Annotated in this window: 11 protein-coding genes; 8 read left to right on the top strand and 3 right to left on the bottom strand. The window is 68.1% G+C overall.

Annotation, left to right across the window (positions count from 1 at the left end; all coding sequences use genetic code 11):
- Positions 1-5: 5 nt before the first annotated feature.
- Positions 6-1,667, top strand: coding sequence for an amidohydrolase (locus tag ACN9MU_RS28875; RefSeq protein ID WP_426343815.1), 1,662 nt, complete (start codon positions 6-8; stop codon positions 1,665-1,667).
- A gap of 15 nt (positions 1,668-1,682) precedes the next feature.
- Here the strand turns inward: ACN9MU_RS28875 and ACN9MU_RS28870 are convergent, their stop codons facing one another.
- Positions 1,683-2,864: a hypothetical protein gene (locus ACN9MU_RS28870; RefSeq protein WP_426343814.1), complete on the bottom strand. Its 1,182-nt coding sequence runs from the start codon at positions 2,862-2,864 to the stop codon at positions 1,683-1,685.
- A 12-nt stretch (positions 2,865-2,876) separates the two neighbouring features.
- Positions 2,877-4,526, bottom strand: coding sequence for a hypothetical protein (locus tag ACN9MU_RS28865; RefSeq protein ID WP_426165210.1), 1,650 nt, complete (start codon positions 4,524-4,526; stop codon positions 2,877-2,879).
- Positions 4,527-4,663: 137 nt separating this feature from the next.
- On the opposite strand from ACN9MU_RS28865, the gene hutU reads away from it, so the two are divergent.
- The 7 genes from hutU (at position 4,664) to ACN9MU_RS28830 (ending at position 13,627) form a co-directional block, all read left to right on the top strand.
- Positions 4,664-6,367, top strand: coding sequence for a urocanate hydratase (hutU, locus tag ACN9MU_RS28860; protein ID WP_426165208.1), 1,704 nt, complete (start codon positions 4,664-4,666; stop codon positions 6,365-6,367).
- Positions 6,368-6,475: 108 nt separating this feature from the next.
- Positions 6,476-8,017, top strand: a complete 1,542-nt coding sequence (hutH, locus tag ACN9MU_RS28855) for a histidine ammonia-lyase (protein WP_426343813.1) — start codon at positions 6,476-6,478, stop codon at positions 8,015-8,017.
- Between the two features lie 9 nt (positions 8,018-8,026).
- Positions 8,027-8,824: an N-formylglutamate deformylase gene (gene hutG, locus ACN9MU_RS28850; protein WP_426343812.1), complete on the top strand. Its 798-nt coding sequence runs from the start codon at positions 8,027-8,029 to the stop codon at positions 8,822-8,824.
- Positions 8,821-10,188, top strand: a complete 1,368-nt coding sequence (locus ACN9MU_RS28845) for a formimidoylglutamate deiminase (RefSeq protein WP_426165202.1) — start codon at positions 8,821-8,823, stop codon at positions 10,186-10,188. Before hutG ends, ACN9MU_RS28845 begins: the two co-directional genes overlap by 4 nt.
- The gene (locus tag ACN9MU_RS28840) at positions 10,185-10,769 is read left to right on the top strand and encodes a HutD/Ves family protein (RefSeq protein WP_426319358.1); all 585 of its coding nucleotides are present in this window, start codon (positions 10,185-10,187) and stop codon (positions 10,767-10,769) included. The genes ACN9MU_RS28845 and ACN9MU_RS28840 overlap by 4 nt, the downstream gene beginning before the upstream one ends.
- 6 nt (positions 10,770-10,775) lie before the next feature.
- Positions 10,776-12,032, top strand: a complete 1,257-nt coding sequence (gene hutI, locus ACN9MU_RS28835) for an imidazolonepropionase (protein WP_426336475.1) — start codon at positions 10,776-10,778, stop codon at positions 12,030-12,032.
- Positions 12,033-12,034: 2 nt separating this feature from the next.
- A complete protein-coding gene (locus tag ACN9MU_RS28830; protein WP_426343811.1) occupies positions 12,035-13,627 on the top strand; it encodes a glycine betaine ABC transporter substrate-binding protein in 1,593 nt (530 codons plus the stop codon).
- Here ACN9MU_RS28830 and ACN9MU_RS28825 read toward each other — a convergent pair.
- The gene (locus ACN9MU_RS28825) at positions 13,581-13,739 is read right to left on the bottom strand and encodes a hypothetical protein (RefSeq protein WP_426165194.1); all 159 of its coding nucleotides are present in this window, start codon (positions 13,737-13,739) and stop codon (positions 13,581-13,583) included. The genes ACN9MU_RS28830 and ACN9MU_RS28825 overlap by 47 nt on opposite strands.
- Positions 13,740-13,743: the final 4 nt, after the last annotated feature.

Below are 13,743 nucleotides of genomic sequence, written 5' to 3'. Positions count from 1 at the left end.
AGGACATGCCCATGCACTTCCGCCGCACCCTGCTGGCCGCCGCGCTGCTTGCCGCCACTGCCGCCAGCGCCGGCACCATGATCGACAACGCCAACGGCTACACGCTGAACGCAAAAGGCAAGCTGGTGCGGTTCCAGGCGCTGGCCTTCGACGACAGCGGCAAGCTGGTGGCGGTCGGCAGTAAGCACGAAGTAGCGGCGAAGGCCAAGGGTTTCAAGCGCATCGACCTGCAAGGCAAGACCGTGCTGCCAGGCCTGATCGACGCCCATGGCCACGTGTTCGGCCTGGGTGAAGTCGCCACCAGTGCCGACTTGTACAGCCCCCCTTCGCTGCAGGCTGCGCAAGCTTCCGTCGCCAGGTTCGCGCAAGCGAACCCGCAGCGCAAATGGGTGATCGGCAAGGGCTGGAACCAGGAGACCTGGAAGCTGGGCCGCTTCCCGAATGTCGCCGAACTCGATGCAGTGGTCAGCGACCGTCCCGCCGCCATGGAACGTATCGACGGCCACGCCATGTGGGTCAACAGCAAAGCGCTGGAAGCGGCCGGCATTACGAAAGACACGAAAGATCCCGAAGGCGGCAAGATCGAGCGCGACGCCAACGGCAATGCCAGCGGCATCCTGGTCGACACGGCGATGGAATTCGTCTACAAGGTGCTGCCGAAACCAAGCGAGGCCGAAGCGCGCGCCATGCTCGATGGCGCGCTGGGCATCCTCTCCAGCGTTGGCCTGACCAGCGTGCACGATGCCGGCATCGACGCGGGCGCCGACCGCCTGTTCCGCGAGTACGCCGACCAGGGCAAGCTGACCACCCGCGTGTACGCCATGATCGGCGACGTCGGCCCCGACTTCGAGCAACTGTCGAAGAAAGGCCCGCTGCCTTCATACGCCGACGGCCATTACGCGCTGGCAGCCGTCAAGCTGTATTCGGACGGTGCGCTGGGCAGCCGCGGCGCAGCCCTGGTCCATCCCTACAGCGACGCACCGCACACGCGCGGCCTGCTGTTCAACAGCAACGCCGCCATCCGCGCCAAGATGGAAAAAGCGATGAAGGCAGGCTACCAGGTCAATGTGCACGCCATCGGCGACGCCGGCAACAAGCAGATCCTCGACAGCTTCGAGCAACTGGGCAAGCAGTACCCGCTGGCGGCCAAACGGCACCGCATCGAGCACGCGCAGGTGGTGCAGCCGGCCGACATCCCGCGCTTCAAGCAGCTGGCCATCGTGCCGTCGATGCAGCCGACCCACGCCACCTCCGACCAGAACATGGCGGAGCAGCGCGTCGGTCCTGAGCGCATCAAGGGCGCCTATGCCTGGCGCACCTTCCTCAAGCAGGGCAGCCGCATCGCCTGCGGTTCCGATTTCCCGATCGAGTCGCCCAATCCGCTGCAAGGCATCCACGCTGCCGTCACGCGCCAGGACATGCAAGGCATGCCGAACGGCGGCTGGCACAAGGAGCAGGCCATGACGCTGGCCGAAGCCTTGCGCTGCTTCACGCTGGACGCGGCCTGGGCGGCGCACCAGGAGCAGTCGGTCGGTTCGCTGGAGCGGGGCAAGTGGGCCGACTTCATCGTCACCGACCGCGACCTGTTCCAGGTGCCGGCCGAAGACATCGGCAAGGTCGGCGTGCTGCAAACCTGGGTCGGCGGCAAGCAGGTGTTCCGCAAGTAAGCGCGCCGGCCGCGCTCAGCTCGTGCGGACGTAGTCGGCGAGCCTGGCGATCCAGAACAGCAGCACAAGCAGTACCAGCAGCACCTTGGTGAACGACAGGCCGGTGTACCAGCGTTGGCGCGGCTGCCAGGCATCGCGCGCGGCGGCCGGCCTGGCCCTGGCTGTTGCGGGCGCGGCCGCCGGCGGCGCATTGCGGCAGTAGTCCGTCCACCACTGGACGGCAGCGGCGTTGAATTCGTAGTCCGCCAGGAACGGGGTTTTCGCCAGGTGCCGCAATACTTCCTGCATGCCCTCCACGTGGCTGCGGTGGCGGGCAAACGTGGTGAAGCGCGCCTCGTCGACCGGACCGGACACCAGCAGCAAGGCCCGCACCATCGGGTCTTCCTGCGACCACTGGTCGAACTGGCGCCGCCATTTGCGCGCGGCGTAGCGATTGAGCAGGCGCTGGATGGCCGCCTGGTCGGGCAAGTCCTCGCCCCCGCGCGAAGTCCAGGCCAGGGCGCCGGAGAAGGCCGGCACCAGCTGCCAGCGCTGTTCGAAATCTTCTTCCAGCGCGCGCACGATGGCCGTTTCCAGGCCCGCGCGGAAAGCGCCGTTGCCCCAGCCCGGCTGCCGGTAGCGGCGCGCCAGTTCGGCCCCGCGCTGCTCCGCCGGCAAGTGCTCCAGCGCCTGGCACAGCATGGCCGCTGCCGCCTGCGGCGCCGGCGGTTGGGGGCCGGGGCGCAGTTGCGGGCGCGCCGTGGCATACGATTGGGGACGCGGGCCGGGCAGCCAGCGCTGGCTGTGCTGCTGCGCCAGCGCGGCCTCGCTCTCCGGCTCCAGGTCGAGCACCAGCGGCTGCGCCAGCGGCGCGTCCAGCGGCAGTTCGGGCAGGGCCGGCAGGCTGGAGAACGGCGTGCGGGCCGCTGCCGGCGGCTGGCGCCGCGGCCGCGGCGGCGGCAGGGGCGGCACCAGTGGCACTGGGGCCGCGCCGATGCTATCGAATGCCAGCAGTGCCGGAAAATCGCCGCCCGCCTGCTCCTGCTCCTGCTCCTGCTCCTGCGGCGTGGCCAGCGCCTGCTCGTACGCTTCGCGCAAGGACTGGAAGCCGGCCAGGTCTTGCTCCGGGTCGATCTGCTTGAGGCGGGCCGCGTAAGCCAGCTTGATGGCGCGCGTGTCGCTGGTCGGCGCAATGCCGAGGGTGTGCCAGATGGTCATGGTGAGCTTGCCTTATACCGGCCAGCCATTGCGGCGGGCATGGGCTTGGACTTCGACCGTCCAGAAACGCTCCGGCAGCACGGTCACGATGCCGGGATAAGCGTCGTGGATCAGCAGCGGCACCAGGCCGCTTTGCAGGTAGCCGCCAGGCAGGTGCTTGCGGTCGAAAAAGATGGTGGTCAGGCGCAAGTCCGAGCTTGACAGGCGCAAGGGCAGCGGCAGGCCGAAGCTGCGCGTCCTCTCGTGCATCAGGTGGTCGGACAGGAAGGCCAGCCGGTGGTCCAGCGGGCGCGTGCCCTTGTAGTCGTAAATAGTGCTGGCAATCGGCCCCAGCTCTGCGCCGGTCGGGATGCCGCGCAGGTCGTACAGCACCTCGCCCGGGCAGTTGGCGTCGCCTTCCCGCCACATCAGGCTGTTGGCCTGGGTGATCTGGCCCCATACCAGGCGGCCGCCGAGGAACAGGGCGCCGACGTTCTGGAACCACAGCTCGATGCTGTCGCCGTCGACCCAGGACGGGCGCTCCGGCACCAGGTAGTCGGGATCGCTGCTGCGCGCCAGGTCGATGCGGCGCTGCACATGCTCCATATCGTCCTGCAGGCGCGGCGCGCGCGAGGCGGCGGCCATGCGCCCCAGCTCTTTGACCGTGGCGCGGAACTGGGCCCCGCTGCATGGCCCGAACAGGCGGTCCAGCAGCATGTGCAGCGGGAAGTAGACCTCGCTCTTGTTGAGCAGTCCGGCCAGCGCCAGGCGCGGCTGGCCGACGGCGTCGACCGCGATCGCGTGGGCCTGCTGCAACTGCCGCGCCGTGAACCAGTCGATGCGCGCGCCCGACTCCTGCGCCACCACGGTGCCGATGTAGAACGCCAGCACGTGCAGGAAATTGCGGTTGGCCGGATGCGCCAGGAATTGCGCTTCGCTGACCTCCAGCCTGGGCTGCAGTTGCTCCAGCAGGTTGTCGATGCGCAGCAGGCTGGCCGCCGACAGGTCCAGCCCGAGCTGGTACAGCGCCTTGCGGTAGGCGATGCCGTGTTCGAAGGGGTAGCGTTCCACCAGCGCGTCGAGGTGGCGGCTGGCCAGCGCATTGCTGTCGGCGGCCGGGTCGTCGGCGCGCAGCGCAGGGCAGAGGGCATCGACCGCGCGCCGGGTCGCTTCGAACGCTTCCAGCGACGGCGCTGCCAGACGGTCGTATTCGCGCGCCTGCTCCCATGCGCGGCCGTGGGGGCTCTTGCGCAGGGCGCGCGTAAAGCGCGGCAGCAGGTCGTCGGCCAGTTGACGCAGGCCTGGCGGGCAGCGCTGCAGCTGGATCATGCCCGGAATGCAGCGCCGCTGGGGGTTGGTGGTATAGGGCAGGGCCAGCACCAGGCCGTGCAGCAGCCCGCTGGCGGCGCCGAATTCCACGAACAGGGCGCGCTCGGACGGGCAATCGTCGAAGCGCGCATTCATCTCGAACAGCAGCACCTGGCTGGTGGCGCCGGCGCCGTGCAGCTGGGCGCGCACTTCGGCCAGCGCCCCGCGCGGCTGCGTGCTGCGCGCCTGGCCAACGTGGTCGCGCTGGTATAGCGTGAAGGGCACGGGCTGGCCGGCCAGGATCAGCTGGTAGGCCTGCGCCGCAGCTTCACCCGCCAGGTCGATCAAAGGGAAGTCGGGGTGGTCGAGAAGCATGGCGCCGGGCGAGAATTGTAAACGTGAAAGAAAAGTAGTGTACTTACTAACTATTGACTCTGCAAGCCGCTAAAAATCAGTTGACTGGCTTGTATATACAACTTAGAGTGGCGCCATCAACCATTCAAGGAGCCGCCATGCCTACCAGCCTTGCCAACGATCCCCGCTACGACGCCACCCGCGACATCCGCGCCCCGCGCGGCCCGGAAATGACTTGCAAAACCTGGGGCGCGGAAGCGGCCTACCGCATGCTGCAGAACAACCTGGACAAGGAAGTGGCGGAGAACCCGCAACACCTGGTGGTGTACGGCGGCATCGGCCGCGCGGCCCGCAACTGGGCGTGCTTCGACCAGATCCTCGCTTCCCTGAAAAAGCTGGAAGCCAATGAAACCCTCTTGATCCAGTCCGGCAAGCCGGTCGGCGTGTTCCAGACCCACGAAGACGCGCCGCGCGTGCTGCTGGCCAATTCCAACCTGGTGCCGAAATGGGCCAACTGGGAGCATTTCAACGAGCTCGACCGCCAGGGCCTGTTCATGTACGGCCAGATGACGGCCGGTTCCTGGATCTATATCGGCACCCAGGGCATCGTGCAGGGCACCTACGAAACCTTCGCCGAAGCGGGCCGCCAGCACTTCGGCGGCGACCTGAAAGGGCGCTGGGTGCTGACCGCCGGCCTGGGCGGCATGGGCGGCGCGCAGCCGCTGGCCGCCACCTTTGCCGGCGCCGTCTCGCTCAACATCGAATGCCAGCAGTCCTCCATCGATTTCCGCCTGCGCACCCGCTACCTGGACAAGCAGGCCGCCAGCATCGATGCAGCGATCGAGATGATCAAGCAGCACCAGGCCAACGGCGACGCCATTTCCATCGGCCTCTTGGGCAACGCCGCCGACGTGCTGCCGGAACTGGTGCGCCGCGCCAAGGCCGGCGGCCTGGTGCCGGACCTGGTGACCGACCAGACTTCGGCCCACGACCTGGTCAACGGCTACCTGCCGCAAGGCTGGAGCGTCGCGCAGTGGAAGGCGGCCCAGGCCGACGCCGCGCAGCATGCGCGCCTGGTCGACGCCGCCGCCGCTTCCTGCGCCGTGCACGTGCAGGCCATGCTGGACTTCCAGGCGCTGGGCGCCAAGGTGGTCGACTACGGCAACAACATCCGCCAGGTGGCGCTGGACAAGGGCGTCAGGAACGCCTTCGACTTCCCCGGCTTCGTGCCGGCCTACATCCGCCCGCAGTTCTGCGAAGGGCGCGGCCCGTTCCGCTGGGTGGCCCTGTCCGGAGATCCGGAAGACATCTACAAGACCGACGCCAAGATCAAGGAACTGTTCCCGCACCACGCCAACGTGCACCGCTGGCTGGACATGGCGCGCGAGCGCATCGCCTTCCAGGGCCTGCCGGCGCGCATCTGCTGGCTGGGCCTGGGCGAGCGCCACATCGCCGGCCTGGCTTTCAATGAAATGGTGAAGAACGGCGAACTGAAGGCGCCGATCGTGATCGGCCGCGACCACCTCGACACCGGCTCGGTCGCCTCGCCCAACCGCGAAACCGAAGGCATGCGCGACGGCACCGATGCCGTGTCCGACTGGCCGCTCTTGAACGCCATGCTCAACACTGCCGGCGGCGCCACCTGGGTCTCGCTGCACCACGGCGGCGGCGTCGGCATGGGCTACTCGCAGCACTCCGGCGTGGTGATCGTGGCCGACGGCACGGAAGCCGCCGCCAAGCGCCTGGGCCGCGTGCTGGTCAACGACTGCGGCTCGGGCGTGATGCGCCACGCCGACGCCGGCTACGAGTCCGCCATCGCATGCGCCAAGCGTAATAAACTGAACCTGCCGATGATCAAGTAAGACCGGTAAGGCACCTTGCCACGCGACCGCCGCGTATCGGGTGTCTGACCCTGCGGGTCAGACACCGGTTTACCGGTTGAAGAGCAAACGAACACGAGACACAAAACCATGACCCACCTGACCCTGAATCCCGGCAAACTGACCCTGTCCGACCTGCGCACCGTCTGGAGCGCCCCCACCCCGATCACCCTGGCAAAAGAAGCCTACAGCGCCATCGACGCCTCCTGCAAAGCCGTACAGGACATCGTCGCGAAAGGCGACGCCGCCTACGGCATCAACACCGGCTTCGGCCTCTTGGCCAAGACCCGCATACCGGACGACAAGCTGGAACAGCTGCAGCGCAACCTGATCCTGTCGCACTCGGTCGGCACCGGCGAGCTGATGTCCGACGAAGTGGTGCGCCTCTTGATGCTGACCAAGATCAGCAGCCTGTCGCGCGGCTTCTCCGGCATCCGCCCGATCGTGATCGACACCCTGATCGCCCTGTACAACAAGGGCATCATGCCCGCCATCCCGGCCAAGGGCTCGGTCGGCGCCTCCGGCGACCTGGCCCCGCTGTCGCACATGACCCTGGCCATCCTCGGCGTGGGCGAAGTGCGCGTGAAGGGCGAGCTGGTGCAGGCGGCCGACGCCTTGAAAGCCGCCGGCATCGCCCCCGTGGTCTTGGCCGCGAAAGAAGGCCTGGCCCTGATCAACGGCACCCAGGCCTCCACCGCGCTGGCGCTGCACGGCCTGTTCATGGCCGAACGCCTGCTCGAAGCGGGCATGGTGACCGGCTCCATGTCGCTGGACGCCGCCAAGGGTTCCGACTCCCCGTTCGACGCCCGCATCCACGAAGTGCGCGGCCAGCCGGGCCAGATCGCCGCCGCCGGCATCTACCGCGAGCTGGTCTCCGGCAGCGCCATCCGCGCCTCGCACCTGGTGGGCGACGAGCGCGTGCAGGACCCGTACTGCCTGCGCTGCCAGCCGCAAGTGATGGGCGCCTGCTGGGACCTGATCGCCAACGCCGGCCGCACCCTCCTGATCGAAGCCAATGCCGTGACCGACAACCCGCTGATTTTCCAGAACGACGACGGCCCGGTAGTGGTCTCGGGCGGCAACTTCCACGCCGAACCGGTGGCCTTCGCCGCCGACACGCTGGCGCTGGCCATCGCGGAAATCGGCTCGATTTCCGAGCGCCGCGTCTCGCTGCTGATCGACGCCACCCTGTCCGGCCTGCCGCCGTTCCTGGTGCGCGACCCGGGCGTGAACTCCGGCTTCATGATCGCCCACGTGACCGCCGCCGCGCTGGCCTCGGAAAACAAGTCGATCGCGCATCCGGCCTCGGTCGACACCATCCCGACTTCCGCCAACCAGGAAGACCACGTGTCGATGGCCACCTACGGCGCGCGCCGCCTGCACGATATGGCGCACAATACCGCGACCATCCTCGGCATCGAGCTGCTGGCTGCGGCGCAGGGCATCGACTTCCACCGTCCGCTGAAAACCTCGGCGCAACTGGAACATGTACACGCCCAGCTGCGTTCCAAGGTACCATTCTTCGACGCCGACCGCTTCTTCGCGCCGGACATCGAGGCAGCCAAGCAGATGGTGGTGAACGGCGACCTGAGCGCAACTTGCAAGAGCCTGTTCAGCGCCCTGCATCCGTAAGGAGGTTCCATGGATTACCGCTTCCAAGCAGGCAGTATTCCCTTGCTGGTGTCGATGCCCCACGTGGGCACCGACATCCCTGACGATATCGCCGCGGCGATGACGCCAGCGGCGAGCGGCAAGGCCGACACCGACTGGCACCTGGTGCAGCTGTACGACTTCCTGGGCGCGCTGGGCGCGTCCACCCTGTCGGCGCGCTGGTCGCGCTATGTGATCGACCTGAACCGCCCGCCGGAAAACACCAACCTGTATCCCGGCCAGGACACCACCGGCCTGTGCCCGGTCGACACCTTCCACCGCGAGCCGCTCTACCTGGAAGGCCAGCAGCCGTCGCCGGCCGAGGTCGAGCGCCGCCTGGCCGCCTACTGGCAGCCTTACCACACCCAGTTGCGCGAAGAACTCGAGCGCTTGTTGGCGATGCACGGCAAGGTGGTGCTGTGGGACGCCCACTCGATCGCTTCCGTGGTGCCGCGCTTCTTCGAAGGCAAGCTGCCGGACCTGAATTTCGGCAGCGCCGACGGCGCCAGCTGCGATGCCGCCATGACCGAAGCCATCGCCGGCGTGGCGCGCCGCGACGAGCGCTTTACCGTGGCCGTCAACGGCCGCTTCAAGGGCGGCCACATCACCCGCTGTTACGGCAAGCCGGAGCAGGGCGTGCACGCGATCCAGCTCGAGATGTGCCAGTCCACCTATATGGACGAAGAGGCGCCGTTCGGCTACCGCGCCGACCGTGCTGCCGAGATCGAGCCGCTGCTGCGCCGGCTGGTGCAAACCGCCGCGGACTGGGTGCGCGGGGTGCGCCCATGAAAGCCCTGTTCGCGCACCACGCGCTGCTGGCCGACGGCTGGCGCAAGAACGTCCTGCTGCAGTGGGACGAGCGCGGCAATTTCACCGCCGTGCAGCCCGACGCCGTGGCGGCGCCCGGCATCCCGGGCGCGCGCCTGGTCATGCCGGGCATGGTCAACCTGCACTCGCACGCCTTCCAGCGAGCGCTGGGCGGCCTGACCGAAGTCGCGGGCGATGCGCAGGACAGCTTCTGGACCTGGCGCGACCTGATGTACCGCTTCGCGCGCAACATCACGCCGGAGCAGATGGAGGCCATCGCCGCCCAGCTGTACTCCGAATGCCTGCGCCACGGCTATACCTCGATGTGCGAATTCCACTACGTGCAGCGCGCGCCGGACGGCAGCCTGTACCCGCAGGCGTCGGAAACGGCGCAGCGCGTGATTGCCGCCGCGCGCCAGGCCGGCATCGGCATCACCATGCTGCCGGTGCTGTATTCGTATGCCGGCTTCGGCGAACAGCCCCTGAAGCCGGAGCAGGCGCGCTTCCGCACCGATGCGCGCGACGTGCTGAAGATCATCGGCGAGCTGGAGCCGCTGCGCGACGCGCAGGTGGAAGTGGGCGTGGCGCCGCATTCGCTGCGCGCCGCCTCGGTGGCGCAGATCCGCGAAGTGCTGGACCACCTGCCGAAGGCGCGCCCGGTGCACATCCACATCGCCGAGCAGCAGGGCGAGGTGCAGCAGTCGCTGGACTACACGGGCAAGCGCCCGGTGCAGTACCTGGTCGACAACCTGGCGGTCGACGCGCGCTGGTGCCTGGTGCACGCCACCCACCTGAGCGACGACGAAGTGACGGCCATCGCGCAAAGCGGCGCCGTGGCGGGCCTCTGCCCGACCACGGAAGCCAACCTGGGCGACGGCCTGTTCCCGCTTGAAAGCTTCCTGGCACAGGGTGGCCGTTTCGGCGTCGGCAGCGACAGCCACGTCTCGCAAAGCGCGGTGGAAGAACTGCGCTGGCTCGAATACGGCCAGCGCCTGGCGCAGCAGCGCCGCAATATCGCGGTGTCCGGAAGCGAGCGCCGCGTCGGCGACTTCCTGTGGCAAGCTGCCTTGCGCGGCGGGGCCCAGGCGGCGGGCCGCCCGGTGGGCGCGCTCTCGGCCGGCAAGCGTGCCGACCTGATAGTGTTGGACGACGACCACCCGAATCTTGACGGAATCGACGCCGCCGACATTCTGGGATGCTTGGTTTTCAGCGGAAATGATAATCTTGTCAGGGATGTGATGGTTGGCGGCCACTGGGTGGTGCGCAACCGGGAGCACGTGGCGCAACCGGCCATCACCACGCGCTTCAAAAAGACGCTGGCCGAACTGCGCGAGCTACGAGCATGACTCAAATCATCCAGTATGCAAGCCTGCACGCCACGCCCTGGAAAAACGGCGGCGGCAGCACCACGGAACTGTGCGTGATGCCGCCGGGCGCCGGCTTCGACGAGTTCGAATGGCGCCTGTCGCTGGCCACCATCGCGCAGAGCGGACCGTTCTCCGTGTTTCCCGGCATCGACCGCACCCTGACCCTGGTCGAGGGCGGCGGCGTGGTGCTGGACGTGGGCAACGAGCGGCGCGTGGCGCTGTCCGAGCGCGAGCCGGTGATCGCCTTCCCGGGCGAGAACGCCGTCACTGCCACCGTGGAAGGCGCGCCGACCACCGATTTCAACGTCATGACGCGGCGCTCGATCTGCAACCACCAGCTGGAACGGCGCACCATCCGCGACTTCTCCACGCTGGAGCGGCGCAGCCCGACCACCGTGGTGTTCCTGGCCGAAGGAGAGAGCCTGAACCTGGCCAGCACCAGCGAGCGCATCTCGCTGGTGCGCTATGATGCGGTGGTGCTGGACAAGGATGACGTGTGGACGCTGGAGGCGGGCCACGCCACCGTGTTCATTGTCGATATTTTCCCGAACGAAGAGTAAAAACACATGGCAGTAGAGTGGGACCTGTTGATCACCAACGTGCACCTGGCCACCATGGCGGGCGAGGGCTATGGCGAAATCCGCGATGCCGCCATTGCGGTCGATAACGGCCGCATCGCCTGGATCGGCCGCCGCCAGGATGCGGCCGCGGCGGGCAGCGCGGAGCTGGAGCACGATGCCGGCGGCTGCTGGCTGACGCCTGGCCTGATCGACTGCCACACCCACATCGTCCACGCCGGCAACCGCAGCGACGAATTCGAGGCGCGCCTGAACGGCGCCAGCTACGAGGATATCGCCCGTGCCGGCGGCGGCATCATGTCCACCGTGCGCGCCACCCGCGCCGCTTCCGATGAAGAATTGCTGCGCCAGTCCCTGCCGCGCATCGCCGCGCTGCTGGCCGAAGGCGTGACCACGCTGGAAATCAAGTCCGGCTACGGCCTGGACCTCGCCTCCGAAAGCAAGATGCTGCGCGTGGCGCGCCGCGTGGAGCAGGTCATGCCGGTGTCGGTGCGCACCACCTTCCTCGGCGCGCACGCGCTGCCGCCCGAATTCAAGGACAGGCCCGACGACTACGTCGACGCCGTGATCGGCATGCTTCCCGCCCTGGCGGACGAAGGCCTGGCCGATGCGGTGGACGCCTTCTGCGAGCGCATCGGCTTCACTGCCGCCCAGACCGAGCGCATTTTCGCCGCCGCGCGCGAGCATGGCTTGCCGGTCAAGCTGCATGCCGAACAGTTGTCCGACCAGGGCGGGGCGGCCCTGGTGGCGCGCTTTGGCGGCCTGTCGGCGGACCACCTGGAGCACCTGTCGGCTGCCGGCATCGCCGCCATGGAAGCCGCCGGCACCGTGGCCGTGCTGCTGCCGGGCGCCTACTACTTCCTGCGTGACACGACGCCGCCGCCGGTCGCCGCCTTGCGCGCTGCCGGCGTACCGATGGCAGTCGCGACCGACAACAATCCCGGCACCTCGCCGATGACGTCCCTGCTGCTGGCAATGAATATGGTGTGCACGCTGTGGCGCCTGACGCCGCTCGAAGCGCTGGCCGGCTGCACCATCCATGCCGCCCGCGCGCTGGGCCTGGATGGCGAGGTCGGCACACTGGAAGTGGGCAAGCGCGCCGACTTCGCGCTGTGGCAGATCGCCCGCCCGGCCGACTTGTGCTACGCCTTCGGTTTCAACCCCTGCGTCGCCGTGGTCAACCGAGGCGTCTGGCGCGACCCCGTGGTCGGCATTCCAGCCATCGCTGCCGCCGCAGGCGCCTGACCTTGCTGCGCCGCGCCGCCACAGTCCTGCCGGCCCTGGCGACCGCCGCCCTCGTTGCCTGCAGCGCAGCGGGCGCCGCGAACACCGGCGCCGCCGACGCCACCGGCGCCACGCTGCGCATCGGCTCCAAGCGCTTCACCGAGTCCTACATCCTTGGCGAGTTGCTGGCGCAAACCGCTGCGGCGCAGGCGCGGGTCGAGCACAGGCAAGGCCTTGGCAACACAGCGATCGTGCTGGCCGCGCTGAAGTCCGGCAGCATCGACGTCTATCCCGAGTACACCGGCACGATCAGCCTGGAAATCCTGAAACACACTCAGCCCGCCACGCTGGAGCAGATGCAGCGCGAACTGGCCGCGCAAGGCCTGGGCGTGGCCATCCCGCTTGGCTTCAACAACACATACGCCCTGGCGGTGCGCGGCGACGCGGGCAGCCCGCGCAAACTGAGCGAACTGGCAGCACGGCGCGGCCTGCGTTACGGCCTGTCGCATGAATTCATCGGCCGCGCAGACGGCTGGCCGGGTCTCGCCAGGCAGTACGGCATTGGCGCCGCGCCGCGCGGGCTTGACCACGGCATCGCCTATGAAGCGCTGGCGCAGAAGCAAGTCGACGTCATCGACATCTACTCCACCGATGCCAAGATCAGCCAATACGGCCTGCGCGTGCTGGAGGACGACCGCGGCTACTTCCCGCGCTACGACGCCGTCCTGCTGTACCGCCTCGACGCTGCCCAGCGCTTCCCTGCCGCCTGGAAGGCATTGCGCGCGCTCGAAGGCCGCATCAGCGCCACCGACATGATCGCCATGAACGCCGCCGCCGAACTGCACGGCCAGCCGTTCGCCGCCATCGCCAGCGACTGGCTCGGGCGCCACCCGGCCTCCATTAGCGCGGCCGGCGCATCGCACGCCGCCGCGGCCCCGGCCCCGGGCGCGCCAGCCAGCGTCCCGACACTCTGGCGACGCCTTTTTGCTGACGATTTCTGGCCCCTGACCCGCCAGCACATCCTCCTGGTCGCACTGTCGGTCGCAATGGCCAGCGCCATCGGCATCCCGCTTGGCATCCTCGCCGCCTACCGCCCAAGGCTGCGCGAACCAGTGATGGCCGTCGCAGGAACCCTGCAAACCATCCCTTCGCTGGCCCTGCTGGCCATGCTGATTCCGCTGCTGGGCACCATCGGCACCATGCCAGCCCTGTGTGCGCTGTTCGTCTACGCGCTGCTGCCGATCATCCGCAACACCTGCACCGGCATCAGCGGCGTACCGCAAGGCCTGAAGCAAGCCGCCGCAGCGCTAGGCCTGCGCAGCACGCAGCGCCTGAAAGAAGTCGAACTCCCGCTGGCTGCGCCAGTCATCCTGGCCGGCGTGAAAACCGCAGCCGTGATGAGCGTGGGCACCGCCACCATTGCCGCCTTCATCGGCGCGGGCGGCTACGGCGAACGCATCACCACCGGCCTGGCCCTGAACGACAACACCCTGATGCTGGCCGGCGCGCTGCCGGCAGCCCTCCTGGCCCTGCTCACGCAGGGGCTGTTCGAATGGATGGAAAGGGGATTCAAAGCATCAGCAGCCGCGCGCGCACCTGCTCGGCTTCGTGCGTGAGTACTTGCTCTGCTAATGCATCATTGGCCCGCTGCGCCGCCAGCACCTGCAATTCCCGCGTGTAGCGGTCCAGCAAAAGGCGCAGATAAACCCGATAAACAGCTTTGAACATCGTC

This window comes from Pseudoduganella sp. R-32, from assembly GCF_049913245.1.
Taxonomy (GTDB): domain Bacteria; phylum Pseudomonadota; class Gammaproteobacteria; order Burkholderiales; family Burkholderiaceae_D; genus Rugamonas.
The sequence above is the reverse complement of the archived record's forward strand: the minus strand, read 5'-3'. Positions and strand labels throughout refer to the sequence as shown.

Excerpts from the sequence above, each read along its gene's own strand:
- ACN9MU_RS28875 (WP_426343815.1), top strand. The coding sequence starts at position 6 with ATGCCCATGCACTTCCGCCGCACCCTGCTGGCCGCCGCGCTGCTTGCC.
- ACN9MU_RS28870 (WP_426343814.1), bottom strand. The coding sequence starts at position 2,864 with ATGACCATCTGGCACACCCTCGGCATTGCGCCGACCAGCGACACGCGC.
- ACN9MU_RS28865 (WP_426165210.1), bottom strand. The coding sequence starts at position 4,526 with ATGCTTCTCGACCACCCCGACTTCCCTTTGATCGACCTGGCGGGTGAA.
- hutU (WP_426165208.1), top strand. The coding sequence starts at position 4,664 with ATGCCTACCAGCCTTGCCAACGATCCCCGCTACGACGCCACCCGCGAC.
- hutH (WP_426343813.1), top strand. The coding sequence starts at position 6,476 with ATGACCCACCTGACCCTGAATCCCGGCAAACTGACCCTGTCCGACCTG.
- hutG (WP_426343812.1), top strand. The coding sequence starts at position 8,027 with ATGGATTACCGCTTCCAAGCAGGCAGTATTCCCTTGCTGGTGTCGATG.
- ACN9MU_RS28845 (WP_426165202.1), top strand. The coding sequence starts at position 8,821 with ATGAAAGCCCTGTTCGCGCACCACGCGCTGCTGGCCGACGGCTGGCGC.
- ACN9MU_RS28840 (WP_426319358.1), top strand. The coding sequence starts at position 10,185 with ATGACTCAAATCATCCAGTATGCAAGCCTGCACGCCACGCCCTGGAAA.
- hutI (WP_426336475.1), top strand. The coding sequence starts at position 10,776 with ATGGCAGTAGAGTGGGACCTGTTGATCACCAACGTGCACCTGGCCACC.
- ACN9MU_RS28825 (WP_426165194.1), bottom strand. The coding sequence starts at position 13,739 with ATGTTCAAAGCTGTTTATCGGGTTTATCTGCGCCTTTTGCTGGACCGC.